This is a genomic window from Ruegeria halocynthiae (assembly GCF_900106805.1).
GTDB classification, from domain to species: domain Bacteria; phylum Pseudomonadota; class Alphaproteobacteria; order Rhodobacterales; family Rhodobacteraceae; genus Ruegeria; species Ruegeria halocynthiae.
The window spans coordinates 456395-472674 of sequence record NZ_FNNP01000001.1; the positions used below are offsets into that span (position 1 = coordinate 456395).

The following is a 16280-nucleotide window of genomic DNA, read 5'->3' on the forward strand; positions in this document are numbered from 1 at the left end:
CGCGTCTGGTTCAGTTGGTTAAAAGTACTCCGGGGAATACCAAGCACCGACCCCTCGCTTCTGACCTATCCGCCAGAACCCCATTTTTGTTCCAGAACCTCAAGCGCTGCTACGCGCTCGTCCGTTTTGGGGTGGCTCATTAACCATGCTGGCACCACACCCGCACGCTGTTGGGTCAAATCCTCAAGCTTGTGAAATAGCGACTTCTGTGGCCCAATTCCGATCCCCGCTTTGGTCAGAAGCGCGGCTGCATATTCGTCAGCTTCATATTCATCACTGCGAGACAGACGAGAGGCCAGCAAGTGCGTCAGCATATTTGCGATCCATGCACCGATGAACGGGATGAAGCGGTTCAAAACCATCATCAACGCTGCCCGCATTGCATTTTGGCCCGAGAAATCGATCATCCGTCGCCGTGCATGGCCTAAAGCCACGTGCCCCAGCTCGTGCGCGATGACACTGGCCATTTCTTCTGCCGAAACTTCGCCATTGCGGAATTTGCGGTAAAACCCGCGCGTAATGAATATCCGCCCGTCGGGTGCAGCCAAGCCGTTCACTGGATCAATTTCGTAAATGTAGACAGGCACCCGGTCGATTTCCAAAGCTGCGGCCAACCGGTCAGTCATGCGTTTGAGGGCAGGATCGGCCAGCTCGGTGGACTTCGCGTCCAAATCGCGATGGGTGCGCCAGACGGAAATCCGGTACATCACGACGGCATAGGCGATTGCCAGCAGGATCGGTGTTAGGCGCAGCATGGGTTAGATATGGGAGTACCGCACCACAAGCGCAAATGGAATGTTGAGTCTCTTCAGTGGAATGTGTTCATCCTCTGGGCGAAGGCAAAGTAAACCCGATGTCATAGCTTCGCTCCAAAAGCGCCTGCCGCCGCTTTATTGATCCGTTAGAGCCGTGAAGCAACTCGATCTTTCGGGGCGAGAACCCAAAGTAACCAAAGGTACCTCTGGTCCATGCTGTCTCAAGCGCTTGCAGGTATCCGGCCATTTCCATTTCGTCAGAGCGCGCCCCGGCTGGCACAAGCAACACGCCGGTCCGCGCCTTCTGGAGCGATTTTTTCGGGTTTCCCAGCTGGTCGTAAGCCCAGCCCCATGTCCATACGCGATCAACCCAACCTTTCATCATGGATGGCATTCCCCACCAAAACAGAGGAAAGGCAAGGCAGATTGCATCGGCTCGGGCTATTCGCTGTTGTTCGGAAACTATGTATGGAGGTGCCTTTGAACTCGATTCTCCTTCTATGTCGGCCATCGACCAGCGCGGATCAAAGCCCTCGGAGTGTAGATCCGCAATCTCGGTTGTATGGCCCGCTGCCTCGGCGCCATTGTTGAATCGTGCAGCAACTGCTGCGGTGAAAGAGTTTGGGTTCGGGTGATCTATTACTGTCAGAATGTGCACGTGAGGCTCAACTGTTGTTTGATAGGAACAGGTCACTGTGAAAGCTCAAGGTAGCTTTAGGTCAAGAGGAACTTTACCCAGACCTGCGAACGACCCGCGCTAACGGGTCAGTTCCCGCATCCCCTGTTCCAGGCCCGCCAATGTCATCGGCACCATTCGATCCTCGAAAATCTCGCGGATCATGCCAATCGAATGAGTGTATTCCCAATATTTTTCGGACACTGGGTTGATCCAAAGGTTCGAAGTCCACTGTTCGCGCGCGCGTGCAAGCCAGACCTGACCAGCCTCTTGGTTCCAGTGCTCATTTGCACCACCGGGATAGGCGATCTCATAGGGGCTCATCGAGGCATCGCCTACGAAGATGCATTTGTAATCCGGTCCGTAAGTGCGCAGAACCTCATGCGTTGGAGTCTGCTGGTCCCAGCGGCGGTGATTGTCGCGCCAGACGCCTTCATACAGGCAGTTGTGGAAGTAGTAGTATTCCAGATGCTTGAACTCGGTCCGCGCGGCCGAGAACAGTTCTTCCACCACTTTGATATGGGGATCCATTGAGCCCCCCACATCGAGAAACAACAGAACCTTGACGGCATTGTGACGCTCGGGGCGGGTCTTGACGTCGAGATAGCCATGTTCGGCGGTGGCGCGGATTGTGCCATCCAGATCAAGTTCTTCCACCGCACCCTCGCGTGCCCAGCGACGCAGGCGTTTCAGAGCAACCTTGATATTGCGAGTACCCAGTTCAACCGTATCGTCCAGATTCTTGAATTCACGCTTGTCCCAGACTTTGACCGCACGCTGATGCCGGCTTTCTTTCTGGCCGATGCGCACACCTTCGGGATTGTAGCCATAGGCCCCAAATGGCGAGGTACCAGCGGTTCCGATCCATTTGTTGCCGCCTTGATGGCGGCCTTGCTGATCCTTCAGGCGTTCGCGTAGCGTGTCCATCAGCTTGTCAAAACCACCAAGCGCTTCGATCTCGGCTTTTTCTTCGGCGGTTAGATGCTTCTCTGCCATCTTTGCCAGCCATTCAGCCGGAATATCGACAGCCTCAAGCACCTGATCGAAACTTATTTCACCGAGACCTTCAAAACTGGCAGCAAAGGCACGGTCGAATTTGTCGATGTTACGTTCGTCCTTCACCATCGACACGCGAGCAAGGTAGTAGAAGGCTTCGACATCGTAGGTGGCGAGCCCCTTTTTCATCCCTTCCAGAAAAGTCAGGTATTCGCGCAAGGAAACGGGAATGCCAGCGTTTCGGAGGTTTTCGAAGAAGGGCAGGAACATCGCTTTAGACCAGGCGTACCAGTACCAGCGAGATCACCAGACCGACCAGCGCAAAGGCGATCCCGTAACCAGCCGCATATTGGGCCATATCCGCGCCGCTGCCGTTGCGTTTCCGCGCTGTTCGGACGCCCAGAATAACGCCCAAAAGCGCCATGCCCAAAACCACTATCATAAGACGTTATCCACCCGTGCCTGTGGCAGCTGACTGCGCGATGTCCTGTGAAACCGAGCGTACCACCAATTCCGAGCCGAACCCGTAACGTGCCCATCCGATACTGTCCAGTCGGGCGTTTCGTGCCTGATCCATTTGCCCGGACTGCCGAAGCACCTCGGACTTAAGCAGCAGCAAGGTCGCCAAAAGGGCGGCGTTCTCGGCCCGTGTCATAACGTTAATGGCTGCGTTCAGTTCCGGCAATGTGTCAGCTCCCTGACCCTGCGCCAATGCGAATGCTGCGGTTTGCGCGGTGACATGCGCGCGCTGAATTTCGGTACCCGGTGTGTTCTTTAGGTACTTCATGGCGATGTCATATTGCTGTTGCGCGATTTCGGGATCTTCGAACTGCGCCATCCGTCCCAGCAGGTAATGCGGATAAGCGCGACGGTGGTCGGTCCAGCCTTGCTGTTGGCCAATCCGTGCAGCCTCATTCGCCGCATTGAGCCGCTTGGCCGAGCCTGCGCTGGCCCCCAAAGAGCGTTGAACCGCGTTGATCCAGTCGCGCGGTGTCTCTGCCACAGGTCGCGGCGAGACCCGATCGCCACGCGGATTCAGACGGCTGAGAACACCGGGAAGGACCGCCGCGACCTGTTCGCGTGTCATGCCATTTTGCAATTCGGGCGCATAGGCCGTGCGCAGGATCAACATGTCGAACCCGGTTAGAACCGTGTGGAAGTTGTCGTCATTGAACACCGAATCCGGCAGTCGATAGAGGTCGTTCAGCGGCCCGAGCGCCTGTGCCAGTTCCTCATGCAGGCAATCCCGGATTTCCTGCGGGCTGGCATCATAAGGAATGAAAATTCCGATCTGTTCGCGGTTGCGCAGCTCGGTCCAGTTGCTTTTGGTTTTGCGCCGGTCTCGGCGGTATTCTTCCAGACTTGAAGAGTTCGGCACAACGAAACAGGCCGCCTGAGGCAGGATGCGGCGGATCTGTTTCTGGCTTACGGCCTCGATGGTGATATTCGCCTGACCCTCGGGTATCTGGCGAATGTCGATCCGCGCCTCTCGCTGCAGTCGCGTCAGCAATCGGCTCAGGTCGGTCTGCATTGAGGGTGGTGGCGTACCGGTCAGCCGCACCGTCACCGGCCCATCGAAGCGGGTGAAGACAGGAAGTTCCGCTCCGCTTTCCAACGCAAAATGCAGCGACAGAAAATCGGCGGCAATATTCCTGTTCGAACGGGCAGGCGGGCTGGGCCGCGTGGCGCCAAAGGATTTCGACGGCGGCAGCGATGCTTCGATCACCTGGGTACGGGTCGGCACCTCGATCCGCTCGACCGTGGTACAGGCAGACAACGCCGCAAGCAGGAGGGTTACGCCCAAAAGCCTCATGTGCGCTGATACTTCAGGAACGGCGACAACTTGCCGATGCGGTCGTATAGTTTGCGCGCGGTATGGTTGTTTTCCTGCGTCAGCCAATAGACCGAGGGGGCTTTCTGCCGATCTGCTTCGTCATAAACGGCCTGAATCAGGGCGCGTCCAACGCCGGTGCCGCGTTCCTCAGGCTTGGCAAAGAGGTCTTGCAGATAGCAGACGTGTTCTTCCTTCCAAGCGTGGCGGTGAAACAGGAAGTGGGTCAACCCGACCAAGCGACCATCCAGTTCGGCGACAAAACAGGAAAAGTCGTTTGGATCATCGCCTAAGAGGCGCGCAAAAGTGCTTTCATAAGTCGAATCCGGCACCTCGGTTTCATAAAACGCTAGGTAGTCGCGCCACATTTCGGCCCATTGATCCCGGTCGTCTGAGCGCAAAGGGCGGATCGAGGGGGATTTAGACATCTTCAGTTTCCTGCTCTGGTGACCCGCTTGACGCGGGGTCTTTCGTTACCGCGATGCTGACATCCGACCGGACCGATGACAAGTCGCGATCACCGCTTGCTACGTGCCATAAAGGCCAACCGTTCAAACAGATGCACGTCCTGCTCATTTTTCAGCAGCGCCCCATGCAGCTTTGGCAGCGCATTGGCGCCGTCGCGTTTAAGGTCTTCGGCACTCAGATCCTCGGCCAGCAGCAGCTTGAGCCAATCCAGCACTTCCGAGGTTGATGGTTTCTTCTTCAAGCCCTGCGTTTCGCGGATTTCATAGAACTGGGTCAGCGCCGTGGTCAGCAGCGCGTCTTTGATGCCGGGGTGATGCACCTCGACGATGCGGCGCATCGTGGCCTCATCCGGGAAACGGATATAGTGGAAGAAACAGCGGCGCAGGAAGGCGTCAGGCAGTTCCTTTTCGTTGTTCGAGGTGATGATGACGATGGGCCGGTTCTCGGCGCGTATGGTTTCGCCTGTCTCATAGACGTGGAACTCCATCTTATCGAGTTCCTGTAACAGGTCGTTGGGAAACTCGATATCCGCCTTGTCGATCTCGTCGATCAACAAGACAACCTTTTCCTCAGCATCGAACGCCTGCCACAACTTGCCCTTGCGGATGTAATTCGAGACGTCATGCACACGTTCATCACCAAGCTGGCTGTCGCGCAGACGGCTGACCGCATCGTATTCATATAAACCCTGCTGGGCGCGCGTGGTGGATTTCACATTCCACTCGATCATCGTCAGTCCCAAAGCGCCGGCGACCTGTTTCGCCAGCTCGGTCTTGCCTGTTCCGGGTTCGCCTTTGACCAGCAACGGACGCTCTAGCGTGACAGCAGCGTTAACGGCAATGTTCAGATCGTCTGTGGCAACATATTCTGCTGTGCCTTGAAAACGTGCGGTCATGGGACCCCTCATGTAATTTAGCGTAATAGGTTGGCTGGATTTGCTCTGCACGGGTTACAGAGAGGCGGCATTTTTTACAAGTCGGACCGCTGCGTCGCAGCGGCGTGAATTCTTCCATCTGTTCAATCCCTTTCGGGCGATTCGTCTGGGCCGGGATATCCCATTGGTTGAAGACGCCTTAAAAACGTCATGCGTTAACCACAGAAAAACAGGGTTTTGTTGTTACAAGTCTCAGTGTTAGAGCAGGCGGAGTGACGCCGCGACGAGCTGCACGTTTGTGTAGTGACAATCTCTGCGTCGTCGGATAAACGCTCCGCAGAAGGGGGTGCCGAATGTCAGGTAATACAACAGCGACCGACGTTTCAGGCCATACCGAGGGAGCAAATATGAAGCAGGAAGTTTTTCTGCCGGAAGATTATCGCCCGGCTGAAGATGAACCTTTCATGAATGATCGACAGCTTGAGTATTTTCGTCGCAAGCTGATGGATTGGAAGACAGAACTACTCGCAGGCAGCCGCGATACGATCGAAGGGCTGCAGGACAACACCCGTAACATTCCCGATGTCGCTGATCGCGCAAGCGAAGAGACCGACCGCGCGCTGGAACTGCGCACGCGGGATCGTCAGCGCAAGCTGGTCGCCAAGATTGACTCGGCTCTGCGCCGGATCGAAGAGGGCGAGTACGGATATTGCGAGAAAACCGGCGATCCGATCTCGTTGAAACGACTGGACGCGCGTCCGATCGCGACAATGACATTGGAAGCGCAGGAGCGCCATGAGCGCCGCGAAAAGGTTCACCGCGACGATTGATCGCTGGAAAATCATGAAAAAACAATGACGCCAGGGCCTGTCGCCCTGGCGTTTTTACGTTATGGCAGTGCCATGAATATCAATGGTCTGAAATTCTGTGTCATCGGCGGTGGGATTGGTGGTTTGGCGGCGGCGCTGGCGCTGTGCAAGCAGGGTGGTCAGGTGACCGTGCTGGAACAGGCACCCGCATTGACCGAGGTTGGAGCGGGATTGCAGATCAGTGCCAACGGGATGGCCGTGCTGCGCGCCCTGGGCGTTGCCGGGGGTGCGCCGGAGGCGGGGCAAATCTCTGGCGGTACGGTTCTGCGCGACTATCGGAAAGGGCGCGTGATAAGCCGGGTTGCTGCCCCCGCAGCAGGGCCCACCTATTATTATCACCGGGCCGATCTGCTTGATCTGTTGTTCAAAGCGGCTGAACATGCCGGCGTGGATATCCGGTTGAGCGCCCGGGTGACGACTGTCCGCAAACATCCTGGCGAGGTCGAGATCGTTCTGGAAAGTGGTGAAAGGCTGCGAGCCGAATGCGCCATTGCCGCAGATGGCGGTCGCAGCGCGATCCGCCCGCACCTGAACGGTCCCGAGGCACCTGAGTTCACCCATCAGGTTGCCTGGCGCGCAACAATTCCGTGGGACCAGAAAGAAAAGCTGCCACGCGCTTCGCTCACGATGGGGCCGGGCCGACATGTGGTTACGTATCCGCTACGGGATCAGAACCTGATGAACATCGTAGCCATCGAAGAGCGTTCCGATTGGCGGGAAGAAGGCTGGCGGTGCCAGGGTGATCCTGACGTCCTACGTGACCGCTTTGCCGATTTTGGTGGGCCGGTGCGAGATATGTTGTCAAATGTCGAAGATGTTCACCTGTGGGCCTTGTTCCTGCGTCCCGTAGCGCAGAAATGGCAGAACGGTCGGTTGGCTTTGCTAGGAGATGCGGCGCACCCGACCTTGCCTTTTATGGCTCAGGGGGCCTGCCTGGCGCTTGAAGATGCGTGGATTCTGACCCGTTCTTTTCAGGATCATTCTGGCGTCACACGCGCTTTGACCGCCTACGAGGCCATCAGGCGACCTCGTGCACGCCAAGTGGTTGCGGCCGCCGGGGCAAATGCCCGCAACTTCCATCTGCGCGGCCCAATGAGGTTGGCAGCGCAGGCCGCATTGATGGCAATGGGGCGGCGATTGGCGCGCCGATACGATTGGATCTATAGCTACGACGCGACGGCATAAGCCCTCAGAGGTCGAGATCGATCCAGACTGGTACATGGTCCGAGGGTTTTTCGTGCCCCCGAATTTCGGAATCGATCCGGCAATCGCGCAACCGATCGGCTGCCTGAGGGGTCAGCAGGAAGTGGTCAATGCGAATTCCGTCGTTTTTGTTCCAAGCGCCGGCCTGATAGTCCCAGAATGAATAATGTTCGGGGCCATGCGTGCGGGCGCGGAAAGCTTCGGTAAAACCCAGATTCAAGATTTTCCGAAATGCGGCGCGGCTTTCTGGCCGAAACAGCGCATCCTCGCGCCAGGCGTCGGGCCGCTTTGCATCCTCGGCCTGGGGGATGATGTTGTAGTCCCCGGCCATAAGTGCAGGTTCTTCGGATGCCAGCAATTCGCGCGCCCGGTCGAATAGACGCTCCATCCAGGCAAGTTTGTAGTCATACTTCGGACCCGGTACCGGATTGCCATTAGGCAAATACAACCCGCAGATACGCAATGCTCGCTTTCCGATGACGGTTGCTTCTATCCAGCGCGCCTGCTCATCTTCATCATCACCCGGTAGCCCGAAAGACACGTCTTCAAGCGGCAGTTTCGATAGGATCGCGACGCCGTTGAAGCTCTTTTGCCCATGTGTTTCCACATTGTATCCGCGTTCTTCAAATATCTCGCGAGGGAAATTTTCGTCGATCGATTTGATTTCCTGCAGGAGCGCGACATCGGGTTGGGCGTCATCTAGCCAGCGGGGAAGAGCTTCGGCCCGCGCCTTGATACCATTGATATTGAACGTGGCGATTTTCATGCGCGATCCTCCGGTGCCATTAGCAACCTATCGCGCAGAATGCACCCAACGGCAAGGATCAGAACAGGTTAGCGAGGCTCTGCCTCGCGCTCCGAGGTATTTGGGGCCAGATGAAGAAACGGATTCTTAACCAATTTCTCTGAAAAAGACATTGCGGTACAGGCGGAGGCGCCGATGACCGCGCCAGGTGAGGCTCTCTGACTTTGATGGTCAGAGAGCGGATCCCACTTCATCTGGCTGCATATACCTTGGGGGTGTGGGGGCAAAGCCCACACCGGCGCTACATCGAAAATGACGTGCCGCAGCCACAGGAAGAAGTGGCGTTGGGATTCTCGATCACAAATCGCGCGCCGATCAGTTCCTGTGTAAAATCAATCACCGCGTTTTCCAGAAACGGCAGAGAAACCGAGTCAACGATGACTTTCTGGCCTTTGCCTTCCAGAACTAAATCATCTTCTTTTGGCTGATCCAGCGCGATTTCGTATTGGAATCCGGAACATCCGCCGCCTTCCACTGCGACGCGCAGGGCTTGGCCCTGATCCGCGGCACCAATTTCGGCCAGACGATCAAAGGCGCGTTCTGTGACTGTGGGGGGCAGGTTCATGCCGGGCTCCAAAGGTTTATTTCCTTAGCAACGTACAATATATGAAACCTTAGGACAGGCGACAAGGACAAGACCTTTGGACAGAGCAGGTTTTGCCTCGGATCCAGGCCGCACGCGAGGACGGCTTGTGCCCGAGGAGGAGAGCAGTTTCCGGTCATGCTTTCAGCGCGACCGGGACAGGATCATTCACGCCAGCGCGTTTCGCCGGCTCAAGCATAAAACTCAGGTATTTGTTGAACATGAGGGCGATAGTTATCGCACGCGCCTGACGCATTCCATCGAAGTGGCGCAGGTGGCGCGAACGATTGCAGGTGCTCTGGGGTTGAATCCTGAGCTGACCGAGGCCGTGGCACTGGCGCATGATCTGGGGCACACACCGTTCGGCCATACAGGCGAGGATGCACTGCACGCATTGATGGTGCCTTACGGCGGCTTTGACCATAACGCGCAGGCCATTCGCATCGTGACCAAACTAGAACGTCATTACGCCGATTTCGATGGATGCAACCTGACCTGGGAATGTCTGGAAGGGATCGCCAAGCATAACGGTCCAGTTGTAGGCGAATTACCCTGGGCGTTGGCCGAGTGCAATCAGGGCTTTGAACTTGAACTCCACACCCATGCGAGTGCCGAGGCGCAGGTGGCCGCGCTTTCGGATGACATTGCGTATAATAATCACGACCTTTTTGATGGGTTGCGTGCAGGGTTGTTTACCGACGCTGATATTCAGCAGCTTCCGATTGTCGATGCCTGTTTTGCCGAGGTGGACGCCAGGTATCCGGGGCTGGAGACCTATCGCCGCCGGCATGAGGCCTTGCGGCGGGTTTTTGGCGTGATGGTCTCGGATGTGATCGACACATCTCAGGAGCTGATCGCCGCGTCAGGTGCGAAGTCTGTTGAAGAGATCAGGCATCTGGGCCATCCGGTCATTCAATTTTCGGATGGTCTTTGGGCGCACCTCAAACAGATTCGGGCGTTCCTGTTTTCGCGCATGTATCGCGCACCCAGCGTGATGCAGGTGCGCGCAAGCGTCAGCAAGGTGGTTGAGGACCTGTTTCCGATTTACTTGAACGACCCGAAACAGATGCCTGGACATTGGCATCGCGACATTGAGGCGGCGGCCGATGAAACCGCTCTGGCCAGGATTGTCTCGGATTACATCGCGGGCATGACCGACAGGTTTGCGCTGCAGGATCACGCCCGGCTGACCGGAGATCACTCGATCGCGATATAGGCGATGGCCCAGACCTGTTGACTGGCCTGCTCCTGTGCCAGCTCAGAGTCGTCGGTGGGTGGGAAGACGATCATTGTGGGGCCATAGCCACCGATTCCCATGGGTATTCCATCTGCGCGGGTGGCCACAATGGGTTGGTGCGTTTCGATGCTCTGCCACCGGATTTCTGCCTGATAGCCGTCCATCGCCATAGGTAGCGCAGTTTTTCCTGCGGCGCCGGCCAGCGCCATCACGTCGGATAGTAGCGGCCCTGAGAACGTATAGATGCGCTGATTGTCCGGGGGGCCGTAGGGGATAGTGATCTCGATCTGCTCCAACCCGTCCAGCATGAACGCGTCAAATCCTGCTGCTCCGTCGTGCGTAATCTCAAGAAAGCCCAAGAGGCCGCCGTCGTCTTCACCGCGTGCGGGCAGGTTGGTCTCGTCAACCGCGCCGCCCATGGTCAGGATGACGTGGCCTTCGGGGGGCGCCAGCTCGGCCCAGGCGGGCAGCGCGGTGGACAGAAGCAGGGCAAAGGGTAGGGCGCGGCGCATAAACAGGTCTCCGGTCATTCTGATCGGGCCGAGCTTACCCGGACTGCGTGCCAAGCCAAGCGCAAACTTTAGGCGTCCATTGACCTTGGCGCTTTGCGTGGTAAACCGCCGGGCAAGCAAAAGGACATCCGAAATGAACCTGTTTTCCGAGATCCGCGGCCTGGTACTGGACGCGCTGGCGCAGATGCAGTCAGATGGCGCGCTGCCTGAAGGGCTGAGCTTTGTCAATGTGGCGGTAGAACCCCCGCGCGATGCAGCGCATGGCGATATGGCGACCAACGCTGCGATGGTATTGGCAAAACCGGCCAAGATGAAGCCGCGCGACATTGCGGATGTGCTGGCGGGGAAACTGGCGACGGATGAACGGATCACCAGCGCCGAAGTTGCCGGGCCGGGCTTCCTGAACCTGCGGTTGGCTCCGGCTGTCTGGCAGGGTGTTCTGGCGGCTGTGCTAGAAAAGGACACCGACTATGGTCGCTCGGCCATGGGGCAGGGGCAGAAGGTAAATGTCGAATATGTCTCGGCGAACCCGACCGGCCCGCTTCATGTAGGCCATACTCGGGGTGCCGTATTTGGTGATGCTCTGGCGAGTTTGCTTGCGTATTCCGGCCACGACGTGACCCGCGAATACTATATCAACGATGGTGGCGCACAGGTGGATGTGCTGGCGCGGTCTGCCTATGAGCGGTATCGCGAGGCCAATGGTCTAAGCCCTGAGATTGCCGAAGGTCTGTATCCCGGCGATTATCTGATCCCGATCGGTGAAGCGCTGAAAGAAAAGTATGGCGATAGCCTGATCGATAAGCCGGAAAGCGAATGGCTGGAAGAGCTGCGCGAGTTTTCGACCGAAGCGATGATGGATTTGATCCGGGCTGACCTGAAGGCGCTGGGTGTCGAGATGGACGTGTTCTTTTCGGAGAAATCGCTCTATGGCACCGGTCGGATTGAGGCGGCGCTGAAATCGTTGACCGATAAGGGCCTGATCTACGAGGGTGTTCTGGAACCACCCAAGGGCAAGAAGCCCGAGGATTGGGAGCCGCGCGAGCAGACACTGTTCAAATCGACCGAGCATGGCGATGACGTTGACCGACCAGTTAAAAAGTCGGACGGCAGCTGGACTTATTTCGCCCCGGATATCGCCTATCACTATGACAAGGTGACCCGTGGCTTTGACGCGCTGATCGATGTGTTCGGCGCGGATCATGGCGGTTATGTCAAACGGATGAAGGCGGCTGTATCGGCCCTGTCCGATGGCACGGTGTCGCTGGATATCAAGCTGACCCAGTTGGTGAAGCTTTGGAAGAATGGCGAGCCGTTCAAGATGTCCAAGCGGGCAGGAAACTTTGTCACCCTGCGCGATGTGGTTGATCAGGTCGGGCCGGATGTGACCCGGTTTGTGATGCTGACGCGCAAGAACGACGCGCCCTTGGATTTCGATTTCGATAAGGTTCTGGAGCAGAGCCGCGAGAACCCAGTGTTCTACGTGCAATACGCCCATGCACGCGTAATGAGCGTGTTGCGCCGCGCGGCTGAGGCCGGGATTGCCGCAGATGATGCAACCCTTACTGAGGCCGATCTGGGCAAGATTGATCACGCCTCCGAGCTGACGGTTGCCAAGAAACTGGCAGAATGGCCACGTCTGGTAGAAATCGCCGCGCGCACGAATGAACCGCACCGGGTCGCCTTCTATCTATATGAATTGGCTGGGGATTTTCACGCCTTGTGGAACAAGGGCAATGACGAAACCCAGCTACGCTTCATTCAGGATGGCGATGTTGCCACAAGCCAGTCGAAAATCGCACTGGCCCGCGCTGTTTCTGTTGTGATTTCAGCGGGCTTGGGTATTCTTGGCGTTACCCCGGCGCAGGAGATGCGGTAAACAATATCGCCCGAACCGCCGGTCTGAGGCAGACAAGAAATGACCCGCGCGCCACTTTTGTAAGGCGCAATCGGGCGGTGAGGCGGATATGGCACGTTACGATTACTCGGGGCAGCACAGCCCCGAGCAGATGCATTACTCGAATCAAGCGCACACGCAGGATGCGTATGATTATTCCGATGAGGCCTACAATGATTACGAGGCCCCGCACACAGCTGGGGGGCTGGGTCGTATTGTCAATGTACTTGGGGCGGTGGCGTCACTGGCGCTGGTCGCAGGCGTAGGCGTCTGGAGTTATCAATTGGTGATGCGCGATGTCAGTGGAGTACCAGTGGTCCGTGCCGCCGAAGGCCCGATGCGTATTCAACCTGAAAAACCAGGCGGAACACCTGCGGATCATCAGGGATTGGCAGTGAACACGGTGGCCGCTGTCGGCACTGCTGCGCCTCCGGCGGATCGTTTGATCCTTGCACCGCGTCCCGTGTCGCTGACCGATGAAGATACGCCCATGGGCACGCTCGAGGCTACAAATGCCGTACAGGTGATCGAAGAACCCACCACAGATCAGGCCGTCGTGAATGCGCTGGTTGAGGGGCTCACCACCGAGGGCCAGCCCGAGCAAGAGCCGGGTGTACAGTTGGCCTCATTGGTCGCGCCCGAGGAAGAACCCGCAATTGACCCGGCTGATCTGGCGGCCCAACAGCCTGACCCAAAGATCGCGGCACTACCGGGGGTACGCCGATCGCTGCGTCCGACGCTGCGTCCGGCTCGTGTAATATCCAGTTCAATCTCGTCCAACAGCGCAACCGAGGCCGCGATCAACGCGGCCGTAAAAGCGGCCGTCGGTTTGGAGGTCGATCCAAACACGCTGGCCAAAGGCACGCGACTGGCGCAGCTCGGTGCCTATGAAAGCACCGATGTGGCGCAGGCGGAATGGGCGCGTCTGAATGGTCGGTTTGGTGAGTATATGGATGGAAAACAGCGTGTTATCCAGAAAACCTCAAGCGGGGGTCGCACCTTTTATCGCCTGCGCGTTATGGGGTTCGATGATCTGAGCGACTCGCGTCAATTTTGCGCCGCACTGGTTGCACAAGGTGCCGACTGCATCCCGGTCGCCGTCCGGTGAGCTTTGGCGCGGCTATCACCGATGCCGAAGGGCTGCGCCTGACGTCGGATGAGAAAACCCTGTTCAAAGAGATGAACCCGTTCGGGTTCATTCTGTTTGCCCGCAATATTGAAACCGCTGACCAGACCCGTGCTCTGTGCGAGGATTTCCGCGAGGCCGTTGGCCGAACCTGTCTGATAACCATTGATCAGGAAGGCGGCCGTGTACAGCGCCTGCGCTCTCCCTTGGCCCGCGAATGGGTGCCTCCGCTGGATCATGTCACCCGCGCCGGAGACCAGGCAGAGCGCGCGATGTATTTGCGATATCGCCTGATCGCGCATGAGCTTTTGGATCTTGGGATCGACAGCAACTGCGCGCCAATGGTTGATCTGTTCCGCGACGAAACCCATGCGTTTCTGAAAAACCGCTGCTATGCTTCTGACCCGAAACAGGTTTCTGCGATTGGCAGAGCAGTCGCCGACGGCCATCTGGATAGTGGCGTGCTGCCAGTGGTGAAGCACATGCCCGGCCATGGCCTGTCGACGCTTGACAGCCATCACGACCTGCCGCATGTGGACCTGCCGCTTGAAGCGTTGGAAGACGCAGATTTTGCCCCCTTCCGTGCACTCAATGACTTGCCAATGGGTATGACGGCGCATTTGGTTTATGACCAAATCGACCCTCGGCCGGCAACGATATCCGCAGCCATGATGACGCTGATCCGTGATCGCATCGGCTTTGACGGCTTGATCATGACTGATGATATCACAATGAAGGCGCTCAACGGTGCGCCCGCTGAGCTGACCCGCCAGGCTTTGGACGCCGGGTGTGATGTGGTTTTGCACTGCAACGGCGCTTTTGAAGAACGCGCACAGGTGCTTGAAGCCGCCGGTCAGATGACTGAGGCGGCGCAAGCCCGCGCAGATCGCGCGCTGGCACACCGACAACCGCCACAGGAACTTGACATCCTAGCCGCCGAGGCGGAACTATCTGCCCTAATGGGCGGGCAGGTATATGCAGGATAACCTTTTCAGCGAAGACCCGGTTTCGGTCGCGGATCGGCTTGCCGCCGAGGCGCTGATTGTTGACGTCGACGGGTTTGAAGGCCCTTTGGACGTGCTGCTGACCCTGTCGCGCACGCAAAAGGTGGATCTGCGTAAAATTTCGGTTCTGGCGCTGGCACAGCAATATCTAACCTTCGTCGAGAAGGCGCGTCAGTTACGAATCGAGCTGGCGGCGGATTATCTGGTGATGGCAGCGTGGCTTGCTTTTCTTAAATCCCGCTTGCTGCTTCCACCCGACCCGGATGACGAAGGCCCCACGGGTGAGGAACTGGCCGCGCACCTCGCGTTCCAGCTTGAACGTCTGCAGGCCATGCGCGACGCCGCCGCTCGCCTTATGGCGCGGGACCAACTGGGCCGCGATTTTTTCAGGCGCGGGCAGAGTGAGGATATCACCCGTCTCCGCACCGTGACTTATTCCGCAACGCTGCTGGACCTGATGCAGGGCTATGCGCGTATCCGTACACGCGACGAGTTCCGCCCCTTTGTCATGGACCGCGATGCCGTTTTCACGATGGAGCAGGCGCTGGAGCGGATGCGCCCCCTGATCGGTTTTGCAGGCGCCTGGACGGACATGGAGACCTATCTGCCCGAAGGCTGGGACGCCGATCCGGTGCGCCGCCGTTCGGCCACTGCTGCGACATTTGCGGCCTCGCTGGAGCTGGTGAAAGAAGGACATATGGAGATCAAGCAAAGCGAAACCTTTGCCCCAATCCATCTGCGTAAAAGGACCGATACACGTGAGTGACGCCCCAGAAGAGACCGGCACATTATTCGAAGCGCCGCCCTTAGCAGAACAGGAGCGTATGGTCGAGGCCGTGTTGTTTGCCAGCGCCCAGCCGGTGACAATTGCTGATCTCGAGGCGCGGATGCCCCATGGCAGCAATGCGGCACAAGCTGTTGAATTATTGCAGAAGCGCTATGAGGGACGTGGCGTGCGCATAGTTCGTGTGGGAGAGTCTTGGGCGATACGAACGGCCCCCGATCTGGGCTTTCTCATGCAGAAGGAAACGGTTGAAACCCGCAAGTTGAGCCGCGCGGCAATCGAAACACTGGCGATCGTGGCCTATCACCAGCCCTGCACTCGGGCTGAGATCGAAGAAATCCGCGGCGTGTCTGTTTCGCGCGGCACCATAGATCAGCTGCTTGAGATGGAGTGGATCAGGTTGGGTCGTCGTCGCATGACGCCGGGCCGCCCGGTGACATTTGTGGTGACGCCCGAGTTTCTGGATCATTTCGGGTTGGAAAATGCCCGCGACCTGCCGGGCCTGAAAGAGTTGCGCGCCGCCGGGCTGCTGGAGAATAGACCGCCTCCGGGTGCGGTGCCACTGGGCGAGGGGCAGGACGAAGGCGAGGATGACGATCAGACAGAGTTGTTCGAGGAAGAGTGATCGAACAGCCCTTTTGCCGCCGCAAAGTCCGCCTA

At 57.8% G+C, this 16280-nt stretch carries 18 protein-coding genes; 8 read left to right on the forward strand and 10 right to left on the reverse strand.

What is annotated here, in order from left to right:
- Positions 1 to 65: 65 nt before the first annotated feature.
- The 7 genes from BLU89_RS02350 to BLU89_RS02375 all read right to left on the reverse strand — a co-directional run bounded on the left by BLU89_RS02350 (position 66) and on the right by BLU89_RS02375 (position 5621).
- Positions 66 to 755: a M48 family metallopeptidase gene (locus BLU89_RS02350; RefSeq protein ID WP_074734149.1), complete on the reverse strand. Its 690-nt coding sequence runs from the start codon at positions 753 to 755 to the stop codon at positions 66 to 68.
- Between the two features lie 67 nt (positions 756 to 822).
- The gene (locus BLU89_RS02355) at positions 823 to 1413 is read right to left on the reverse strand and encodes an NAD(P)H-dependent oxidoreductase (protein WP_074734151.1); all 591 of its coding nucleotides are present in this window, start codon (positions 1411 to 1413) and stop codon (positions 823 to 825) included.
- Positions 1414 to 1512: 99 nt separating this feature from the next.
- Positions 1513 to 2697, reverse strand: a complete 1185-nt coding sequence (locus BLU89_RS02360) for a vWA domain-containing protein (RefSeq protein ID WP_074734153.1) — start codon at positions 2695 to 2697, stop codon at positions 1513 to 1515.
- 4 nt (positions 2698 to 2701) lie between these two features.
- The gene (locus BLU89_RS21475; RefSeq protein WP_176797649.1) at positions 2702 to 2869 is read right to left on the reverse strand and encodes a hypothetical protein; all 168 of its coding nucleotides are present in this window, start codon (positions 2867 to 2869) and stop codon (positions 2702 to 2704) included.
- A 6-nt stretch (positions 2870 to 2875) separates the two neighbouring features.
- Positions 2876 to 4240, reverse strand: coding sequence for a DUF2927 domain-containing protein (locus BLU89_RS02365; protein WP_074734154.1), 1365 nt, complete (start codon positions 4238 to 4240; stop codon positions 2876 to 2878).
- Positions 4237 to 4686, reverse strand: coding sequence for a GNAT family N-acetyltransferase (locus tag BLU89_RS02370; protein ID WP_074734156.1), 450 nt, complete (start codon positions 4684 to 4686; stop codon positions 4237 to 4239). Before BLU89_RS02370 ends, BLU89_RS02365 begins: the two co-directional genes overlap by 4 nt.
- A gap of 89 nt (positions 4687 to 4775) precedes the next feature.
- Positions 4776 to 5621 (reverse strand): AAA family ATPase, encoded by an 846-nt coding sequence (locus tag BLU89_RS02375; protein ID WP_074734157.1) that lies wholly within the window; start codon positions 5619 to 5621, stop codon positions 4776 to 4778.
- 386 nt (positions 5622 to 6007) lie between these two features.
- Here BLU89_RS02375 and dksA point away from each other — a divergent pair, with 386 nt between their 5' ends.
- Both dksA and BLU89_RS02385 read left to right on the forward strand, forming a co-directional pair.
- Positions 6008 to 6430, forward strand: coding sequence for an RNA polymerase-binding protein DksA (gene dksA, locus BLU89_RS02380; RefSeq protein WP_074736317.1), 423 nt, complete (start codon positions 6008 to 6010; stop codon positions 6428 to 6430).
- 24 nt (positions 6431 to 6454) lie between these two features.
- Positions 6455 to 7654 (forward strand): FAD-dependent monooxygenase, encoded by a 1200-nt coding sequence (locus tag BLU89_RS02385; protein WP_245709645.1) that lies wholly within the window; start codon positions 6455 to 6457, stop codon positions 7652 to 7654.
- 4 nt (positions 7655 to 7658) lie between these two features.
- Here BLU89_RS02385 and xth read toward each other — a convergent pair whose 3' ends face one another.
- Together xth and BLU89_RS02395 are read right to left on the reverse strand one after the other, a co-directional pair.
- Positions 7659 to 8438, reverse strand: a complete 780-nt coding sequence (gene xth / locus BLU89_RS02390; protein WP_074734158.1) for an exodeoxyribonuclease III — start codon at positions 8436 to 8438, stop codon at positions 7659 to 7661.
- 280 nt (positions 8439 to 8718) lie between these two features.
- Positions 8719 to 9042: a HesB/IscA family protein gene (locus tag BLU89_RS02395; protein ID WP_074734159.1), complete on the reverse strand. Its 324-nt coding sequence runs from the start codon at positions 9040 to 9042 to the stop codon at positions 8719 to 8721.
- Positions 9043 to 9118: 76 nt separating this feature from the next.
- Between BLU89_RS02395 and BLU89_RS02400 the strand changes: the two genes are divergently transcribed.
- Positions 9119 to 10276, forward strand: a complete 1158-nt coding sequence (locus BLU89_RS02400) for a deoxyguanosinetriphosphate triphosphohydrolase (protein WP_074734160.1) — start codon at positions 9119 to 9121, stop codon at positions 10274 to 10276.
- On the opposite strand, the gene BLU89_RS02405 is transcribed toward BLU89_RS02400, so the two are convergent.
- Positions 10258 to 10809, reverse strand: a complete 552-nt coding sequence (locus BLU89_RS02405; protein ID WP_074736321.1) for a putative pterin-binding protein — start codon at positions 10807 to 10809, stop codon at positions 10258 to 10260. The two genes, BLU89_RS02400 and BLU89_RS02405, sit on opposite strands and share 19 nt — an antisense overlap.
- A 133-nt stretch (positions 10810 to 10942) precedes the next feature.
- On the opposite strand from BLU89_RS02405, the gene argS reads away from it, so the two are divergent.
- The 5 genes from argS to scpB all read left to right on the forward strand — a co-directional run bounded on the left by argS (position 10943) and on the right by scpB (position 16245).
- Complete coding sequence (gene argS / locus BLU89_RS02410) at positions 10943 to 12688, forward strand: arginine--tRNA ligase (RefSeq protein ID WP_074734161.1); 1746 nt, start codon at positions 10943 to 10945, stop codon at positions 12686 to 12688.
- 88 nt (positions 12689 to 12776) lie between these two features.
- A complete protein-coding gene (locus BLU89_RS02415; protein WP_074734162.1) occupies positions 12777 to 13814 on the forward strand; it encodes an SPOR domain-containing protein in 1038 nt (345 codons plus the stop codon).
- A complete protein-coding gene (nagZ, locus tag BLU89_RS02420) occupies positions 13811 to 14818 on the forward strand; it encodes a beta-N-acetylhexosaminidase (RefSeq protein ID WP_074734163.1) in 1008 nt (335 codons plus the stop codon). The genes BLU89_RS02415 and nagZ overlap by 4 nt, the downstream gene beginning before the upstream one ends.
- The gene (locus tag BLU89_RS02425) at positions 14808 to 15602 is read left to right on the forward strand and encodes a segregation and condensation protein A (RefSeq protein ID WP_074734164.1); all 795 of its coding nucleotides are present in this window, start codon (positions 14808 to 14810) and stop codon (positions 15600 to 15602) included. The genes nagZ and BLU89_RS02425 overlap by 11 nt, the downstream gene beginning before the upstream one ends.
- A complete protein-coding gene (gene scpB / locus BLU89_RS02430; RefSeq protein WP_074734166.1) occupies positions 15595 to 16245 on the forward strand; it encodes an SMC-Scp complex subunit ScpB in 651 nt (216 codons plus the stop codon). The genes BLU89_RS02425 and scpB overlap by 8 nt, the downstream gene beginning before the upstream one ends.
- Positions 16246 to 16280 lie beyond the last annotated feature (35 nt).